The sequence below is a fragment of the Wolbachia endosymbiont (group A) of Crataerina pallida genome, from assembly GCF_964028475.1.
Taxonomy (GTDB): domain Bacteria; phylum Pseudomonadota; class Alphaproteobacteria; order Rickettsiales; family Anaplasmataceae; genus Wolbachia; species Wolbachia pipientis.
On sequence record NZ_OZ034785.1, the window covers coordinates 1,201,934 to 1,218,499 of the forward strand.

Genomic DNA, 16,566 nt, shown 5'->3' on the forward strand with positions numbered 1-16,566 from the left:
TTTTATCTTGTAAACTTGAAAAACTCATCTCTTACCTTGGTTATTTTATGCTTAACACGGATGCTCATTTGATGAATTGACACATTCTCATTATTAATCCATTTTTGAATATCTTCTATAACAGCACCTAAGCTTTTTTGACTTACTTTATCTATTTTTGTTAGCACAATGTTAAAGTTAATGTTATTATATATTAACCAATAAATGAAGTCTTTGTCTATTTCTTTTAATCCTACCTTGCTATCTATCAACACAAACACTCTTCTTAGATTTTCTCTTTGAATTAGATAATACTCAATTAAGTTTAAATATTGTATAATTTCCTCCTTGCCTGCATGAGAGTAGCCATACCCTGGTAGATCAACAAGTCTGAACTTATCATCGTACATAGAGTAAAAATTTATTTGTCTAGTGCATCCAGGTTTAGAGGAAACTCTGGCAGCTTTTTTGCTGTTTATCAGTAAGTTGATCAGACTGGATTTTCCTACATTTGATCTACCAGCAAACGCAATCTCTGGAGCCGACTCATTTGGTAATGATTTTATATCCGAAGCTCCAAATATGAAATTGCAGTTTGATGTTATCTGTTTTGCCATTATATTCAACTAGAAGGTAGTAGGTATATTATAGTGTTATTGCTTGATATAAGAAATTTTTTATTTCAGTATATATTACTTAGCTAGATCTGTGCTATATGGATATGGAAAATAATTTACAAGACTTAAAGAAAAAATTTAATGATATAGAGAGGAATTTGGAAAATCCTACCAATTTAAGTCAAAAAGAATTCATTACCCTTTCAAAGGAATACTCTGAGCTCAGGCCAATAATCAAGATAATTGATGAATATAACACGCTGAAAGAGGAAATTTCAGACTTAGAAGAAATAATGAAAGATGAAAACAGCGAAGGTGATATAAAAGAGTTAGCAAAAGAAGAATTTTTCGAAAAGCACAAGGTATTATTACCAAAAATAAAAGCAAAATTAAAGTTAGCATTATTGCCCAAAGATGAAGATGACTCAAGAAATGCAATATTAGAAATTAGAGCAGGTACAGGCGGAGAAGAAGCAGCATTATTTGCAGCAATGTTATTTCGTATGTATCAAAAATATGCAGAAAGAAGAAATTGGAAGTTCGAGCCAATAAGCATTTCTAATACAGGTATAGGTGGATATAAGGAAGCTTCTGCACTCATTAATGGAACAGAAGTTTTTGCAAGGTTGAAATTTGAATCAGGAGTGCACAGAGTACAGAGAGTGCCAGAAACTGAATCTTCAGGAAGGTTGCATACCTCTGCCGCTACTGTTGCGATATTACCTGAAGTAGAAGAAGTTGACTTTAAAATAGAAGAAAAAGACTTACGAATAGATGTTTATAGATCCAGTGGTCCTGGAGGGCAATCAGTGAATACAACTGACAGCGCAGTAAGGGTCACCCACTTGCCAACAGGGATAGTTGTGATACAGCAAGATGAAAAATCGCAGCATAAAAATAAAGCTAAAGCGCTCAAAGTATTGAGGGCAAGGCTATACGAAATTGAAAGACAAAAAAAAGAAATGGAAAGGTCAACAATGAGGAAAAGTCAGATTGGCTCTGGTGATCGTTCCGAGCGCATAAGAACATATAATTTCCCACAATCAAGAATAACAGACCACAGAATTAATCTAACTTCACATCGGCTAGAGCAGATTATAAAAGAAGGCGAACTAGATGAATTTATTGAGGCATTAATCTCACGTAATGAAGCAGAAAGATTGGCAGGGGAAAGTTAGCAGCCTACAATGGAATATCTTTATTAATTACATAGGATCTTTTAAACGCAATAGATAGACAGTAAAAACAAGTTCTAGTACTATCGCGGATAAAACAAGAACAGCTACACTAATTGTTTGACCATTGTAAATGTAGCTTGTTAAGCCGATAAAAATAGCCATGATAAAAGCTCTAATGAACGAGACTGCAGAAGAAGCTGTGCCTTTAATTTCAGGGAAAACATTTATTGATGCATTAAAAATCACTGGCTGGAAAATTGCACAACCGATAGAAAAAATAATCATAGACAGTGTTACTAAGTAGAAAGAGTGGGGTACAATTATACTGAATATTACAAGCAATAGAGACCCAATAGCACCCACGCTCGTACCAGAAATTACACACTTTATTGCTCCAAGTTTCTGCAAGATTTTGCCAGCAAATAGACTGATGAGTGAGAAGCACCCAACTATTGCACCTTGATGTAGTGCATAAATAGTGCTAGATAAACCAAAAGTCTTCATATACAGAAAAGGTCCACAAGTAATGAATGACATATACGCAGCAGAAAAGAGGCTTGACATCAAAGACAACGTAACAAACCTCGGATTAGATAGTAGTTTTCTGTAATCTTTCATCGTTTTTTTCAAACTGAAAATATCGCGGTTCTTTTTTGTTTCTGGTAACGCTAAAAGCAGCAAAACCCAAGAGATCAAACAAAGTATTGCAACAGTTGCATAATTACCACGCCATCCTACAATTTCATTGATGAAACTGCCTAACACTGGCGCAATTGCCATGACAACTGTAAGAACAGAATTCATGATTCCAATAAATTTCACCGCTTCGTCGCCTTTGTAGCTGTCTGCAACGATTGCAAACACAACTACAGATGTGCTAACACCAATGCCCTGAACAAAGCGAGAGATTAAAAGCCAAAAAATCGACGGTGCAAAAACACAACCAACAGCGCCGATTAATAACAAAGTGTTACCTATGATCATAATTCTCCTTCTGCCATAGCATTCAGACAATGGACCAAAAAACAACCCTCCTATGCAAAAGCCTAGGAAATTATAAGCAATAGTTAATTGAATTATGCCTTCCGGTACGTTAAAATAGTGCACCATATCAGGAAAACTAGGTACGGAAATGTCAATTTCAATGAACTTGGCAATGAGAGACAGGATTAACAGAAATGGTAGTAACATTTGAGATTTTTAATTAATGAATAAAAATATCACATTTAAAGCGTTGAAAGAAAACATTTTTTACTGTTATTAAAATGGTTAGAAACACCTCATGTGAAGGAATGGTGGATAAATTGGACACTAGGGTTAATTAAAGAAAAATATGACAACTATGTTAAAGCTCTTACTCTCTGTCCTAACTTTACTTATTTCCTCTTACTTTTTCAACAGTCCGTCTAAATTACTACAAGCAGTTTAATTTTTAGTAAATATGTCATTATTCAAAAATATGCAAGAAGCTTTACAGAAACTTAACATAATTTTATCATACAAATGTCATTCTTAAGTCCTATGTAAAAACAAATTTTGGCACTAATTTAATTAACTATGAGCTGGATAAATTGGAAAATAAATTTTGTTTACTTTTACAACACCTTAAGATCTAATGTCACTTTATCAATCAAAAATATTACAATAGGCTAGTATGTTCCTTACTCTTTTTCTCAAAATATTACCTATTTATATTACAATATTTATTGGTTACTTAGCAGGAAAATATCTTAAAATTGATAGAAACACTATATCTCAAATACTTTTTTATATAGCTAATCCAATAGTGATTTTATATGGAGTCTCTCATACAGAAGTTAACTTAAAAGTAATTTCTCTGCCGATTTTGATATGGTTTATAGGTAGCACTATGTCCTTATCAGTGTATTATCTTTCTTCTTTTTTATTTAAGGATAACACAAGAAACATATTAGCATTTAGCTCGGGCAGCACAAGTATGGGTTATTTTGGCCTGCCGATTGCCATGGCTTTATTTGATGAAGATTCAGTATCTGTATATGTTGTTTGTTATATAGGAATGGCGCTATTTGAAAACAGCTTAGGATTTTACATAGCTGCAAATGGTATTTATACCGCAAAAGAATGCATATTAAAGTTGTTCAAACTTCCTTCGCTTTATGCGATGGTTCTGGGCTTCTTTTTAAGTATATACGATATACAAATACCTACTTTTTTAACAGATGTTATGATGAATATTAGAAGTACATTTGTCACATTAGGAATGGTGCTACTTGGAGTGAGCATTGCGAATATTGCAAGCTTTAAAATAGATTGGAAGCTTGCTTTGATCACTATTACAGCAAAGTACGTATTCTGGCCACTGTTTGTTTTAGGAATTGTCCTTTTAGACAAGCATGTTATAGGTATATACGATGAGAGCATATATAAAGCACTGATGTTGCTGGCTATTATTCCAGTTTCTGGGTCCAGTATAATACTTGCTAATATTTTGAATTATCAACCAGATAAAGCTACTCTGTTGCTTCTAATCAGTACTGCAGTGGGACTGTTTTATGTTCCACTAATAATATCATTATTTTTTACTAAACTTGTTCCTTTTTGATCAAAAAATTAAGCGCTTGCACAACCATTATTTGGGTAACAACACAAGACATTGATAAAACTTGAATTTATAGCTAAAGCAACTTCTACAATTTGGTAACCCGTCATCCCGCTACTAGTTAGCGCCGCGGCGGTAAATTGACCTTACCCAGAAAAAGTAGAGAGAAAGTTAAGACGTTTTTGGAGTAAAATAAAACGTTTTTTCAAAATATGACAAATAGAAGAGAATATACAGCAGAATTCAAATTAGAAGCTGTTAAGCTGGTTAAAGAAACAGGTCAAGCAAGTACAAAAATAGCAAAAGATCTAGGTATAGATGGCAGTATGTTAAGTAAGAAAATATAATGGAAAAATGTCTGGAGCATACGCATTTCCAGGCAAAGGCTCCTTATGACAAAGAAAGATTTGATCTAAAAAAAGAGCTAATAAGAGAAAGAGACATCTTAAAAAAAGCCCTGGGCAAAGAAAAAGAGTAAAGTATTCTTTTATATAGAAATTGCTATAAAACACAGGAACTATGTAGGGTTTTGTACTGGTGGTATGGGTTGCTAAGGAAAAAAGCAGTAAAGAATTAGCAAAAGAAGGGCTTCTAGCAGATATTCAAAAAATACATCAAGCTTCTAAATGCAGATATGGAGCCCCTAAAATTCACGCTGAATTAAAAGCTTTAGGCAAAAATTAAAACAGTACAAAGTGTTATGCAAGAAAATGGCATTAAAGCCAAGTTTAGACGAAGGTTCAAAAATAAAAAACAGCAAATAAGCAACCGAGTTGTGGCTCCGAACACATTGGATCAAAATTTTACTACTGATCAGCCAAATAAAGTTTGGGATTACCTACATAAAAACTAAAGAAGGTTGTTGGCGGCAATAATTGACCTATATTCACGCATGGTGGTTAATGAGTAACATGATAATTAGTTATAGATTCTTTATTGATGGCCGTTGATAAACGCAAACCCGATAAAAATCTGCTGTTACATAGCGATCAAGGGTCACAGTATACCTCTCAAAATTACCAATTTCTATTGAATACAAAAAACATCATTTCCAGCATGAGCCATAAGGGCTGTTGTTACGATAACTCTGTTGCAGAAAAGTTCACTTAAAAGGGAGCTGCTTATTGATACTTCTCGCTCAACAAACCAGAACTGCCATATTTGAATACATAGAAATCTTTTGTAACAAATAACGTAGACATTCTACTATTAACTATTGCATTCCTGCACAATTTATTCTCATGATAAAAACGTCTTAACTTTCTCTCTACTTTTTCTGGGTAAGGTCAATTTGGGTCTGCACCATTTTTGAGTAATAGTTTTACTTCTTGTGCATTACCATCTTCTACAGCTAGGAATAATTGTTCTTCCTGTGTTTTTACGCGTGTTTCCACATTAGATATAAAAAATAACAATACTAAACATGCAATACCAATAATGCTAATATATTTTATAACTTTTCTCATAAGATATTTTACAATGCTTCTAATAATATTAGATATCATCTATAAAATTAAAAAATCCATGAAAGGGGATGAAAATATGTAAAAAAGTATTATTGATTAATTAAAAACAGATTTTGATTTGATAATACTAATAAAATCGATTTATCTTAAATTTACGTTGATTTTTACCTGTTATTTTTTGTAGTTTATCCAACGTAAATTCCAGGTAAAACAAAGTCGTTATCTCCAACCGTTACAACCAACTCTCCTTCTTTAATTTTTATTTGATTAGGTGTATGGTCCCATACCATCACACTCTGGGATCATACACCTAAAGTACTCCGACACTGGGATGACACCCCGGGGTTTCTGGGATGACAAAAAAGAGCCCCCTGAGCAAAAATCTTATAGCCACTTGAATGATAATTGACTTTTTGCCTAAAATAACTAAGAAAGAAACTTCTCATCAAGATAACTTAAATATATACTAATTCTCTTATTTTTAAACGATTTCTCATCATGAATTGCACGATCAAAAACCTGAATTTGACTTGTTATAATGCTACAATTATTATTTGCAACTTCTAATACGCCACTATCAATTACAACCTTCTTTTCTGTTTGGTTACTCATTTTAACAGTAATCATACCAGGCAATAAATAAATTAAGTAAGGAGCATGGTGAGCTAAAATCATAAGCTCCCCTTCGAGCCCAGTTACTGAAAGAGAAACCACTCCACTGAATGAAATTTGATCATCAGGAGAGAAAAATTGCACTTTAAAAGTATTCATAATCTTTAACTTTTATTTAGCTTCAGCTTGTATTAATTCAGCCTTTTTTATTGCTTCATCTATATTCCCCACCATATAAAAAGCAGCCTCTGGTAAGTGATCATATTTGCCTTCAACAATCCCTTTAAAACTGGAAACAGTATCAGAAAGTGAAACAAATTTACCAGGCATGCCAGTAAATATTTCTGCAACGTGAAAAGGTTGAGAAAGAAATTTCTGAATCTTACGAGCCCTATCAACAATAATTTTATCTTCATCAGATAGCTCATCCATACCAAGTATTGCGATAATATCTTGCAGTGATTTATAAGTTTGCAATATACGTTTCACCTCAGAAGCTACATTATAATGTTCTTCACCAATGATTTCAGCAGATAAAGACTGAGAAGTTGAATCAAGTGGATCAACAGCAGGGTATATTCCCATTTCAGCTATTTGCCTTGACAACACTGTGGTTGCATCAAGGTGAGAGAATGTAGTTGCTGGGGCTGGATCAGTCAAATCGTCCGCAGGAACATATATAGCTTGCACAGAAGTAATAGAGCCAGAAGTTGTTGAAGCTATTCTTTCTTGCATTGCACCCATATCAGTTGCAAGGGTTGGCTGATAACCAACAGCTGACGGTATTCTTCCAAGTAAAGCAGAAATTTCAGAACCAGCTTGTGTAAATCTAAAGATATTATCCACAAAAAATAGAACATCTTGGTTTTCACGGTCACGAAAATACTCTGCCATAGTAAGTGCTGTTAAAGCAACTCTAGCCCTTGCTCCAGGAGGCTCATTCATCTGACCATAAACCAAAACAGCTTGAGATTTTTCATGCTCATTTATATTTATTACATTTGAAGTGATCATCTCGTGATAAAGATCGTTACCTTCACGCGTTCTCTCCCCTACCCCGGCAAACACAGAAAATCCTTTATGAGCTTTTGCTATATTATTAATTAATTCCATTATTAGGACTGTTTTACCAACACCGGCTCCACCAAATAAGCCAATTTTTCCTCCTTTAAGATAAGGTGCAAGAAGATCTATAACTTTTATTCCCGTAACTAAAACTTCTTCCTGTATTCTCTGTTCAGTAAAACTTGGAGGTGCTCTGTGTATAGGCTCTAAGTTATACTTTCCCTTCAGTGGACCACACTCATCTATAAGCTCTCCAACAACATTAAAAATCCTTCCTAAAGTTGAACGCCCAATTGGCACCGATATTGGTGCACCTGTATCAACAAATTCATCCCCCCTTGACATGCCATCTGTGCTATCCATAGCAATACAACGAACTATATTGTCACCTATATGCTGCGAAACTTCTAAAACCAGTTCCTTATCCTTATATTTTAGTTTGCTTTTTAAAGCATTAAATATTTTAGGCAATTCACCTTCAAATTTTATATCAACAACTGCTTGAGTTACCTTAATCGCTCTACCTATATTCATCTCTTTATTTTTATCACCTAACACTATAATTCCATAAAAGAACTTCTAAAGAAAATAAATTTTATATTATTAATAGAAATTTTGCAACATTAAAACGCTTACTAGTTACGCTTCATTACAAACAATGCAAATGCATTTAATAGCCAAGTAATAATAAACAATACTAAACTAAGCGCATAAGCAGCAAGAGTTTGTACACTATTGAAATCCTGATCTCCGGTAAGTAATGTAGCGATCTGCACGGTAATGGTAGTAACTGAATTAAGAGGGTTAAAAGTCAAATTTGCGTTGATTCCCACAGCCATTAGCACAATCATTGTTTCACCTATCACTCTTGAAATTGACAATAAAATTGCACTTAAAATTGTAGGCATTGCATAAGGTATTGTTATATGCCATATAGTTTCCGCTGGAGTTGCACCAAGTGCCATGAAGCCATAACGCAAGCTTTTTGGAACAGATCTTATGGCATCTTCGAGTAAAGAAATAATAAAAGGAAGAATCATTATCCCAATCGATAAACCGGCAACTAAGGCACTTTCTGAGTGTATACTTAAACCAAAAAAATTTGCTACCTGCTTTATAAAGAAAGACAAAAACACAACCGCGAAATATCCATATACAACCGTAGGAATAGCAGACAAAACTTGCAAAGTTGTATTAACAATATAACGCACTTTCTCACTCGCATATTCACTAATATATATTGCAGAAAATAAACCAAGCGGAACGACAACTAACATTGCTATAATAGTTATAAGTAATGTACCAACTAAAAGCGGCGCTATACCAAAACATCCTATCTTCTCTTCATTGATAGTGACTACATTGTGGCCCCATTTCAAGCAAAACAAGAATTCTGAAATAGCTACTTTATTAAAAAAACTAATGGATTGAATAAAAATAGACAGCATTATAAATAAAGTGATAAAAAATGATATGGCCAAAGCCACAAATAACGAAAGTTTTATTATCTTATTTCTTTTATTTTTAAAGATAAAAGCAAGCATGAAAAAAAGTAACGCTATAGAAATAAAAGTTACAAAACAATTATTATAGAATACTAACAACCAAGTTAGCATCCATACACAACTAAGATATAGATAAGATTTAACCTTATTTACTTCTTGAAACCTACTAAAACAAAATAAAAGGATTAGTAAGACAGGTATGACTATCACCGAATTCATTCTTCCATGCATCAAATTTTATTCTACGAAAATGTCATACAAGTTCACCATTATTTGACAATAAAGTAAAACAATTTAAAATAAATAATTATATTAATATAAAAACAATGAAGAGAACATTTCAACCAAAAAATTTGATAAGAAAGCGCAGACACGGATTTCGTTCACGTATGGCAACAAGAGCTGGAAGAAAAATCCTTAATAGGCGCCGTTCATTAGGGTGTAACAAATTATGCGCATAGTAAGTATAAAAAAAAAGATTTTTCTTCTGCTTTCAAAAATAAGTTAGCACTCAACAGTCTTTTTTATCGTGGGCTTTATATATCACTGTACGCTATAAAAGAAAGAGAACCTGAAAAGTACATTCATACTATTAGAGTAGGTCTGGCTATCAGTAAAAAAACCGGAAAAGCAGCAAAAAGAAATAAAATAAAAAGGCAACTACGAATGCTTGCTAAAATTAGCATTTTAAATATAAGTAATATAGGGCACTACTACATAATACTAACTCATAGAAACATTATGCAAGCAAGTTATAAAAATTTACAAAAAGATCTAACTATTTGCTTAAAAAAGATAAAATAAAAAAAAATCTCAATTAAGGTATTTACAACTATATTTTTTATGATAATATAGGTAAAATTTTTAAAAATAGTTAATGGGTGTGGTGAGTGGTAGAGCATATAAAAGAGGTAAATAACACAGGCTTTGGTCAGATGTATCAATTCTTATTTCTTCCTAAAGGAACAGGAACAGATTGGAGGTCAGCATTTCGCCAACAAGAAGAATTATTTAAAAAAGTGGGAGGTAATGTAATATTACCAGAAATCAGTAATTCTCCTTCAAAAGGGAATCAATTAGGGGAAGTAGGAACAATGCTAAATAATGTAGAAAATGACCAAGAACATATAAGAAAAAAAAGATATCGTAGTTAAAGTAAAAACTTAAAGAATAGTAACAAAACAAGAAAGTTAAAATATAAGTATACCTACTGTCTAATTAACAAAGAAATTTTTATAAACTTGGCGGCGACCTACTCTCCCTTTTCAAGTACCATCAGCGCTAAAAAGTTTCACTTCCGAGTTCGAGATGAGATCGGGTGGTTCATTTTTGCTATAGCCACCAAGTCAATAAAAATTTCTAACTTAACAATTTTAACTTAATATTTAACACTGCATACACACATATAGAAAGCAAATAAATCAATCAGGCTATTAGTACTAGTTAGCTTCACATGTTACCATGCTTCCACACCTAGCCTATCAACGTGGTAGTCTTCCACGGCCTTAATTGGGAAATCTTTTTGAAGAGGGTTTCTTGCTTATATGCTTTCAGCAATTATCCCATCTATACATAGCCACCCAGCGATGCTATTGGCATAACAGCTGGTACACCAGAGGTATATCCATCTCGGTCCTCTCGTACTAGAGTCAGACCTTCTCAAATTTCCTTCACCCACGGCAGATAGAAACCGAACTGTCTCACGACGTTCTAAACCCAACTCACGTATCACTTTAATCGGCGAACAGCCGAACCCTTGGGACCTTCTTCAGCACCAGGATGTGATGAGTCGACATCGAGGTGCCAAACGGTGTCGTCGCTATGAACGCTCGAACACCATCAGCCTGTTATCCCCGGCGTACCTTTTATCCGTTGAGCGATGACCCTTCCATACAGAATCACCGGATCACTATGACCGACTTTCGTCTCTGCTTGGCTTGTCAGCCTCGCAGTCAGGCAAGCTTATGCCATTATACTATCAAGCTGATTTCCGACCAGCTCTAGCTTACCTTCGCACGCCTCCGTTACTTTTTAGGAGGCGACCGCCCCAGTCAAACTACCCACCATACAATGTCCTAGTTCCAGATAATGAAACATAGTTAGATATCAAAAGTGTAAAGGGTGGTATCTCAAGGTTGACTCCATTATAGCTAGCGCCATAACTTCAAAGTCTCCCACCTATCCTGCACATCACACTTTTAATAGCAATGTAAAGCTATAGTAAAGGTGCACGGGGTCTCTTCGTCTAACCGCGGGTACCCCGCATCTGCACGGGGAATTCAATTTCGCTGAAGTGATGTTGGAGACAGTGGAGAAATCGTTACGCCATTCGTGCGGGTCGGAACTTACCCGACAAGGAATTTCGCTACCTTAGGACCGTCAGTGTTACGGCCGCCGTTTACTGGGGCTTCAATTCGGAGCTTGCACCCTTCCTATTAACCTTCCAGCACCGGGCAGGCGTCAGACCCTATACTTCCACTTACGTGTTTGCAGAGTCCTGTGTTTTTAGTAAACAGTCGCTACTCCCTATTTTGTGCCACCTACTCATAGTTGCCTAAAAGCAGGTTACCCTTCTTCCGAAGTTACAGGTATAATTTGCCGAGTTCCTTCAACATCATTCTTTCAACACCTTAGTATACTCTACTCATCCACCAGTGTCGGTTTGCGGTACGGCCTCATAAATATAAGTGCTATTTCCTGGAGCTTCTTTTAAGCATAGATCAATCCAATAAGATCTATACAAATACGAAACCCGTCACACTTAAGAGGTTTAGGAATATTAACCTAATTGCCATCGACTACTCGTTTACGGACTCGCCTTAGGAACCGACTAACCCTACGCAGATTAACTTAACGTAGGAACCCTTAGATTTTTGGTGAGAGTGTTTTTCACACTCTTTTACGCTACTTATGTCAGCATTCTCACTTCCGATATCTCCAGCAGTTTTCACAAACCACCTTCACAGACTTACGGAACGCTCCGCTACCGCGCCTATTGATCGAAATCAATAAGCACTCACATCTTCGGTATACAGCTTTAGCCCCGGTACATTTTCGGCGCAGAAAAACTTATTTAGACAAGTGAGCTGTTACGCTTTCTTTAAAGGATGGCTGCTTCCAAGCCAACCTCCTAGCTGTAATGGTTTTTCTACTTCCTTCCCCACTTAGCTGTAATTTTGGGACCTTAGATAGTGATCTGGGTTGTTTCCCTCTTCACCACGGACTTAGCACCCGTAGTGTGCCTGCTGTATAATTAATTGTTGGTATTCGGAGTTTAGTTAGATTTGGTAAGACGGTGAATCCCCCTAGTCTATCCAGTGCTCTACCCCCAACAACATACATACAACGCTCTACCTAAATAGATTTCGCGGAGAACCAGCTATTTCCAAGTTTGATTGGCCTTTCACCCCTAATCACAACTCATCCAATAATGTTGCAACATTAACTGGTTCGATCCTCCAGTGTGTTTTACCACACCTTCAATCTGGTCATGACTAGATCACTTGGTTTCGGGTCTAATCCATAAAACTAAAACGCCCTATTCAGACTTGCTTTCGCTACGCCTACACCTAACGGCTTAAGCTTGCTTCATAGATTAACTCGCTGACCCATTATGCAAAAGGTACGCTGTCACTCTAAATATCAATAAATTGATATAGAGCTCCAACTGTTTGTAAGCACTTGATTTCAGATTCTATTTCACTCCCCTCCCGGGGTTCTTTTCACCTTTCCCTCACGGTACTTGTTCACTATCGGTCGTTAAGGAGTATTTAGGCTTGGAGGATGGTCCCCCCATATTCAAACAGGATTTCACGTGCCCCGCTCTACTCAAGGATTTAAAAACTTTCTACTTATACAGGACTATCACCTTCTATGGTTACTATTTCCAGAGTATTCTAATTCTTATTCTTAAATCACTAGCCTTTTCCGCTTTCGCTCGTCACTACTAACAGAATCTCGGTTGATTTCTTTTCCTTTGGCTACTTAGATATTTCAGTTCACCAAGTTTGCTTTACATACTTAGTACGTAATAACTAGCTAAACTAGTTGGGTTTCCCCATTCGGAAATCTGCGGATCAAAATTTGTTGACAATTCCCCACAGCTTATCGCAGCCTGCCACGTCCTTCATCGCCTCTTAACGCCAAGGCATCCATCAAGTGCTCTTAATAATTTATTTATCCGACTATATGCAGAATATGCAGAGTTAAATATTATTAAAATTGAATTGAGATTAAATTAATCTCTACCATAAAACTTGTCAAACATCTAAAAACTAAATTAATCTTTTATATGTTATAACCTAATAAATAATATGTCAACGCCTTTTTGCACAAAACATTTACTTATATTATCAACAACAATATACTAGCAATCCTAAACAGTATAATCTGAGAAATATGTGGTAAACTTATATATACAGTAAAAATTAATAAAAAAGATATTTTGTAAGATAAAATGTGTTAAAATCAATTGCCTAAAAATGATAATAAACATTCGGAGTATTTCTAACGTATGAAAAGTAATCTCTCTTTTATAAAAAACGTTGCTTTAAATTGTATGTCTAAGCTCATTGGCGTATTAAATATTAAGAAAGTAAAACACTTCATTGTGAATAAATATAATACTCTTCATAAAGAAATGACAGTGCTTCTTAAAAAATCTAAGAACCTGTTAAACACCAACATTGAAATCGGTTTATATCACTTTTATAAAGGTAGCATATCAGATGCAAAGTTACGATTTTGGTTAATTAGCATATTTTACCCCCATTTACCTATAGTCTGGTATAACATCGGAAGGTGTCATTTTGCGGTAGGGAATACTAACAAAGCTTATAATTATTTAACAAGGGCACTAAAATTAGATAATGACCACGAGGAGGCGTCTTACTATATAAAAAAAATGACAAACTCAGCGCCTATTACAGAATTGCCAAAAAACCTCATAAGACAATATTTTGATTACACAGGTGAATATTTTGTTGAGCATTGGTTGATTGCCAAACAATATAGAGGGCATGAACTTGTACACATGATAATTACAAAAATCTTCAACAACTCCACTTCTGAGCTCAATATACTCGACCTTGGTTGTGGAACTGGAATATGTGGTCATTTCTTGAAAATAAATAGTATTGGAAACCATATAACAGGAATTGACATTTCAAGTAGAATGCTAAATATCGCAAGAGGATGCTTTATAAAAGGTAAGCCTGTTTACAATGAATTAATACATATGGAAATGAAAGAGTTTCTTAAACAAGAGAAAAACCAGCAGTATGATGTAATTATCTTTGCTGAAGTGCTACATTATCTACATGACTTTCAAGAAGAGTTGGAATTAGCAAAAAGATCTACGAGCAAAAAAGGAGTTATTGTATGTTTAATAAGAAGAAAGGAAGGTGAAGGTATTGACTTTGTAAACAAAGGAGACTATTTTCGTCACTCAGAAAGTTATGTTCAACATGTTGCAAAAGAAATAAATATGCAAATAAGTTATATGAGTTACTGTAAAATATATGGCAGTCAGGTTGACGGTATCTTGTTTGCATTACAGCATCAACAAAAAAATCCGAAAAACCTAACTTAAAAATCGCTCAAAATGACTTTTAAGTACCTATATATAATAAAAGAATAAAAGGAACTTTATGAATAACATTACCATTAATTACGCAAAGGACAGCAAATTAACCGACTTTGGAAAAGCAGTTCTATCAGACAGGTATTTAATAGAAAATGAAAGTTATCAAGACCTCTTTGCACGTATTGCTAATTACTATTCTGATAATAAAGAACATGCGCAGCGTCTTTATGACTACATGAGCAACTTGTGGTTCATGCCTTCAACACCAATACTCAGCAATGGTGGCACTAAGAGAGGGTTACCTATCTCTTGCTTTCTTAATGAAACCGAAGACAGCTTGCAGGGAATAGTTGATCTATGGAACGAAAATGTTTGGCTTGCTGCACGTGGAGGAGGCATAGGTAGTTATTGGGGAAATTTACGCTCAATAGGCGAAAGCGTAAAGGGTAGCGGCAAAACATCAGGAATTGTTCCATTTATTGTAGTGCAAAATGCTCTAACGCTTGCAATTAGTCAGGGATCCCTAAGGCGAGGAAGTTCAGCAGTCTACCTTCCTGTATCTCATCCGGAGATAGAAGAGTTTCTAGATTTACGCAAGCCAACAGGCGGTGACCCAAATCGCAAAGCGTTAAATATACATCATGCTGTAATAGTAACAGATAAATTTATGCAGGCTGTTGAGAATGATCAAGAATGGAATTTAATAAGCCCTCACAACAATAAGGTTATTTCAACTGTAAAAGCGCGGGATATATGGATCAAAATATTAACAGCAAGAGTTGAAACTGGAGAACCTTACATTATTTTCCTTGATGCAACAAATAACAATAAGCCAGAATCTTACAAAAAGCTCAACTTAGACATCAAGATGTCAAATCTATGCAGTGAAATAACTTTAACCACAGGTTATGATCACCTGAATAAGTCACGCACTGCTGTGTGTTGTCTATCATCCGTAAACCTTGAGTACTACGAAGAATGGAAAGACAATAAACTCTTCATAGAAGATATAATGCGCTTTCTTGATAATGTATTGGAAGATTTCATAAATAAAGCACCGAATGAAATGCAGCGAGCAAAATATTCTGCAGCCAGAGAACGCAGTATTGGTCTTGGTGTGATGGGCTTTCACTCATTTTTACAAAGCAAAATGGTTCCTTTTGAATCAGTAACAGCACAACAATGGAATAAAAAAATATTTAAGTATTTACGCGAGCAAGCAGATATAGTTTCTAAAAAATTAGCAGAAGAAAAGGGAGCATGTTCTGATGCCAAAGAAGTTGATCTAATGGAAAGGTTTACACACAAACTCGCTATTGCTCCTACTGCCTCGATCTCCATTATTGCAGGTAATACCTCCCCTGGAATAGAACCATACGCAGCAAACGTATTCATACAAAAGACACTTACAGGCTCATTTGTAGTGCGAAATAAATTCTTGCAAAAACTATTAGCAGAAAAAAATCAAGACAATGATAAAATATGGTCTTCAATTTCAACAAACGAGGGTTCCGTTCAGCATTTAGATTTTCTTAGTGAGCATGAAAAATTGACATTTAAAACAGCGTACGAGCTTGACCAAAGATGGATTATAGAACATGCAAGTGATAGAACTTCGTATATTTGTCAATCTCAATCAGTAAATCTGTTCTTACCTGCCAACGTACATAAACGTTACTTGCACAAAATACACATGCTTGCTTGGAAAAAAGGATTGAAGAGCTTATATTACTGCAGATCACAATCAATGCAGAGAGCCGATAAGGTCTCGCATGACATATTCAAAAAAAGTGAAATATTGCAACAAAAAACAGATATTGACTACGATGAATGTCTGTCATGCCAATAGCGGCCTTACTCAGAAAAAGTAGAGAGAAAGTTAAGCAAATGGGTAAATAGACTTCTTGCATAACCATATAACGCACTTTTATTGGGAATAGAAACGAAAAAACTTTCTTGACAAACTCTGCCAGCCCCCT

Annotated in this window: 16 protein-coding genes, 2 rRNA genes and 1 pseudogene; 11 read left to right on the forward strand and 8 right to left on the reverse strand. The window is 35.1% G+C overall.

Annotation, left to right across the window (positions count from 1 at the left end):
- Nucleotides 1-2: 2 nt before the first annotated feature.
- The gene (gene yihA / locus ABWU55_RS05875) at nucleotides 3-596 is read right to left on the reverse strand and encodes a ribosome biogenesis GTP-binding protein YihA/YsxC (RefSeq protein WP_010962460.1); all 594 of its coding nucleotides are present in this window, start codon (nucleotides 594-596) and stop codon (nucleotides 3-5) included.
- Nucleotides 597-694: 98 nt separating this feature from the next.
- Between yihA and prfA the strand changes: the two genes are divergently transcribed.
- Nucleotides 695-1,774, forward strand: a complete 1,080-nt coding sequence (gene prfA, locus ABWU55_RS05880; protein WP_007548640.1) for a peptide chain release factor 1 — start codon at nucleotides 695-697, stop codon at nucleotides 1,772-1,774.
- Between the two features lie 27 nt (nucleotides 1,775-1,801).
- On the opposite strand, the gene ABWU55_RS05885 is transcribed toward prfA, so the two are convergent.
- Entirely contained in the window at nucleotides 1,802-2,965 is a 1,164-nt protein-coding gene (locus tag ABWU55_RS05885) for a multidrug effflux MFS transporter (RefSeq protein ID WP_010962461.1), read from the reverse strand.
- A 463-nt stretch (nucleotides 2,966-3,428) separates the two neighbouring features.
- Between ABWU55_RS05885 and ABWU55_RS05890 the strand changes: the two genes are divergently transcribed.
- The 5 genes from ABWU55_RS05890 (at nucleotide 3,429) to ABWU55_RS05910 (ending at nucleotide 5,465) form a co-directional block, all read left to right on the forward strand.
- Nucleotides 3,429-4,358: an AEC family transporter gene (locus ABWU55_RS05890; RefSeq protein ID WP_006279391.1), complete on the forward strand. Its 930-nt coding sequence runs from the start codon at nucleotides 3,429-3,431 to the stop codon at nucleotides 4,356-4,358.
- A gap of 209 nt (nucleotides 4,359-4,567) precedes the next feature.
- Nucleotides 4,568-4,702 (forward strand): IS3 family transposase, encoded by a 135-nt coding sequence (locus ABWU55_RS05895; RefSeq protein ID WP_007548354.1) that lies wholly within the window; start codon nucleotides 4,568-4,570, stop codon nucleotides 4,700-4,702.
- Nucleotides 4,702-4,833: a hypothetical protein gene (locus tag ABWU55_RS05900; protein ID WP_255322265.1), complete on the forward strand. Its 132-nt coding sequence runs from the start codon at nucleotides 4,702-4,704 to the stop codon at nucleotides 4,831-4,833. Before ABWU55_RS05895 ends, ABWU55_RS05900 begins: the two co-directional genes overlap by 1 nt.
- 59 nt (nucleotides 4,834-4,892) lie before the next feature.
- The gene (locus ABWU55_RS05905; protein ID WP_080717648.1) at nucleotides 4,893-5,039 is read left to right on the forward strand and encodes an IS3 family transposase; all 147 of its coding nucleotides are present in this window, start codon (nucleotides 4,893-4,895) and stop codon (nucleotides 5,037-5,039) included.
- A gap of 240 nt (nucleotides 5,040-5,279) precedes the next feature.
- Nucleotides 5,280-5,465, forward strand: a complete 186-nt coding sequence (locus ABWU55_RS05910; RefSeq protein WP_338062968.1) for a DDE-type integrase/transposase/recombinase — start codon at nucleotides 5,280-5,282, stop codon at nucleotides 5,463-5,465.
- A 176-nt stretch (nucleotides 5,466-5,641) separates the two neighbouring features.
- On the opposite strand, the gene ABWU55_RS05915 is transcribed toward ABWU55_RS05910, so the two are convergent.
- The 4 genes from ABWU55_RS05915 to pstC form a co-directional block, all read right to left on the reverse strand.
- Entirely contained in the window at nucleotides 5,642-5,821 is a 180-nt protein-coding gene (locus ABWU55_RS05915) for an ankyrin repeat domain-containing protein (protein ID WP_223823054.1), read from the reverse strand.
- Nucleotides 5,822-6,247: 426 nt separating this feature from the next.
- Nucleotides 6,248-6,592 (reverse strand): F0F1 ATP synthase subunit epsilon, encoded by a 345-nt coding sequence (locus ABWU55_RS05920; protein ID WP_006279902.1) that lies wholly within the window; start codon nucleotides 6,590-6,592, stop codon nucleotides 6,248-6,250.
- 12 nt (nucleotides 6,593-6,604) lie between these two features.
- Nucleotides 6,605-8,032: a F0F1 ATP synthase subunit beta gene (atpD, locus tag ABWU55_RS05925; protein WP_010962432.1), complete on the reverse strand. Its 1,428-nt coding sequence runs from the start codon at nucleotides 8,030-8,032 to the stop codon at nucleotides 6,605-6,607.
- A 101-nt stretch (nucleotides 8,033-8,133) separates the two neighbouring features.
- A complete protein-coding gene (pstC, locus tag ABWU55_RS05930) occupies nucleotides 8,134-9,222 on the reverse strand; it encodes a phosphate ABC transporter permease subunit PstC (protein WP_038199744.1) in 1,089 nt (362 codons plus the stop codon).
- Nucleotides 9,223-9,329: 107 nt separating this feature from the next.
- Between pstC and rpmH the strand changes: the two genes are divergently transcribed.
- The 3 genes and pseudogenes from rpmH to ABWU55_RS05945 all read left to right on the forward strand — a co-directional run bounded on the left by rpmH (nucleotide 9,330) and on the right by ABWU55_RS05945 (nucleotide 10,157).
- Nucleotides 9,330-9,464 carry a 50S ribosomal protein L34 gene (gene rpmH, locus ABWU55_RS05935; RefSeq protein WP_006279898.1) on the forward strand — a complete coding sequence of 45 codons (135 nt, stop codon included), beginning with the start codon at nucleotides 9,330-9,332 and terminating at the stop codon, nucleotides 9,462-9,464.
- Between the two features lie 67 nt (nucleotides 9,465-9,531).
- Nucleotides 9,532-9,807 (forward strand): annotated as a pseudogene (gene rnpA / locus ABWU55_RS05940) (ribonuclease P protein component); the annotation flags it as partial.
- An 86-nt stretch (nucleotides 9,808-9,893) separates the two neighbouring features.
- The gene (locus ABWU55_RS05945; protein ID WP_077188558.1) at nucleotides 9,894-10,157 is read left to right on the forward strand and encodes a hypothetical protein; all 264 of its coding nucleotides are present in this window, start codon (nucleotides 9,894-9,896) and stop codon (nucleotides 10,155-10,157) included.
- Nucleotides 10,158-10,242: 85 nt separating this feature from the next.
- On the opposite strand, the gene rrf is transcribed toward ABWU55_RS05945, so the two are convergent.
- Both rrf and ABWU55_RS05955 read right to left on the reverse strand, forming a co-directional pair.
- Nucleotides 10,243-10,349: ribosomal RNA gene (rrf, locus tag ABWU55_RS05950) — 5S ribosomal RNA — on the reverse strand.
- A gap of 66 nt (nucleotides 10,350-10,415) precedes the next feature.
- Nucleotides 10,416-13,181: ribosomal RNA gene (locus ABWU55_RS05955) — 23S ribosomal RNA — on the reverse strand.
- A gap of 335 nt (nucleotides 13,182-13,516) precedes the next feature.
- Here ABWU55_RS05955 and ABWU55_RS05960 point away from each other — a divergent pair.
- Nucleotides 13,517-14,593, forward strand: a complete 1,077-nt coding sequence (locus ABWU55_RS05960) for a methyltransferase domain-containing protein (RefSeq protein WP_010082287.1) — start codon at nucleotides 13,517-13,519, stop codon at nucleotides 14,591-14,593.
- A gap of 58 nt (nucleotides 14,594-14,651) precedes the next feature.
- On the forward strand, nucleotides 14,652-16,436 hold the full coding sequence (locus ABWU55_RS05965) for a ribonucleoside-diphosphate reductase subunit alpha (protein WP_006280151.1): 1,785 nt from the start codon (nucleotides 14,652-14,654) through the stop codon (nucleotides 16,434-16,436).
- The last annotated feature ends 130 nt before the right edge of the window (nucleotides 16,437-16,566 follow it).

Excerpts from the sequence above, each read along its gene's own strand:
- pstC (WP_038199744.1), bottom strand. The coding sequence starts at position 9,222 with ATGAATTCGGTGATAGTCATACCTGTCTTACTAATCCTTTTATTTTGT.
- ABWU55_RS05895 (WP_007548354.1), top strand. The coding sequence starts at position 4,568 with ATGACAAATAGAAGAGAATATACAGCAGAATTCAAATTAGAAGCTGTT.
- ABWU55_RS05900 (WP_255322265.1), top strand. The coding sequence starts at position 4,702 with ATGGAAAAATGTCTGGAGCATACGCATTTCCAGGCAAAGGCTCCTTAT.
- prfA (WP_007548640.1), top strand. The coding sequence starts at position 695 with ATGGATATGGAAAATAATTTACAAGACTTAAAGAAAAAATTTAATGAT.
- atpD (WP_010962432.1), bottom strand. The coding sequence starts at position 8,032 with ATGAATATAGGTAGAGCGATTAAGGTAACTCAAGCAGTTGTTGATATA.
- ABWU55_RS05920 (WP_006279902.1), bottom strand. The coding sequence starts at position 6,592 with ATGAATACTTTTAAAGTGCAATTTTTCTCTCCTGATGATCAAATTTCA.
- rpmH (WP_006279898.1), top strand. The coding sequence starts at position 9,330 with ATGAAGAGAACATTTCAACCAAAAAATTTGATAAGAAAGCGCAGACAC.
- ABWU55_RS05965 (WP_006280151.1), top strand. The coding sequence starts at position 14,652 with ATGAATAACATTACCATTAATTACGCAAAGGACAGCAAATTAACCGAC.
- ABWU55_RS05885 (WP_010962461.1), bottom strand. The coding sequence starts at position 2,965 with ATGTTACTACCATTTCTGTTAATCCTGTCTCTCATTGCCAAGTTCATT.
- ABWU55_RS05890 (WP_006279391.1), top strand. The coding sequence starts at position 3,429 with ATGTTCCTTACTCTTTTTCTCAAAATATTACCTATTTATATTACAATA.
- yihA (WP_010962460.1), bottom strand. The coding sequence starts at position 596 with ATGGCAAAACAGATAACATCAAACTGCAATTTCATATTTGGAGCTTCG.
- ABWU55_RS05960 (WP_010082287.1), top strand. The coding sequence starts at position 13,517 with ATGAAAAGTAATCTCTCTTTTATAAAAAACGTTGCTTTAAATTGTATG.
- ABWU55_RS05915 (WP_223823054.1), bottom strand. The coding sequence starts at position 5,821 with ATGAGAAAAGTTATAAAATATATTAGCATTATTGGTATTGCATGTTTA.